This is a genomic window from Aliivibrio finisterrensis, assembly GCF_008933155.1.
In the GTDB taxonomy this organism is placed as follows: Bacteria; Pseudomonadota; Gammaproteobacteria; order Enterobacterales; family Vibrionaceae; genus Aliivibrio; species Aliivibrio finisterrensis.
Window position 1 is genome coordinate 1 of record NZ_WBVP01000126.1, and the last position, 268, is coordinate 268.

Annotated in this window: 1 tRNA gene; it reads left to right on the forward strand. The window is 48.5% G+C overall.

The annotated features are described in order from the left end of the window. The first annotated feature begins 74 nt into the window (after positions 1-74). Positions 75-150, forward strand: a tRNA-Gly gene (locus tag F8B77_RS17400). Positions 151-268: the final 118 nt, after the last annotated feature.

Consider the following 268-nt stretch of genomic DNA (forward strand, 5'->3'; position numbering starts at 1 on the left):
TAACCCGAAGGTCGTAGGTTCAAATCCTGCTCCCGCAACCACATTTAGATTGAATGCTTTATAGCGTTGATCATGCGACACTAGCTCAGCTGGTAGAGCGCAACCTTGCCAAGGTTGAGGTCACGAGTTCGAGCCTCGTGTGTCGCTCCATTTTCTCTTTAAGAGCCTTAATGGTTCTTCTCGAAAAGAGAGTTTGGTTTATAGTCTCATTGTCTTAAACAATGCATCCGGACGCGGGATGGAGCAGCTTGGTAGCTCGTCGGGCTCA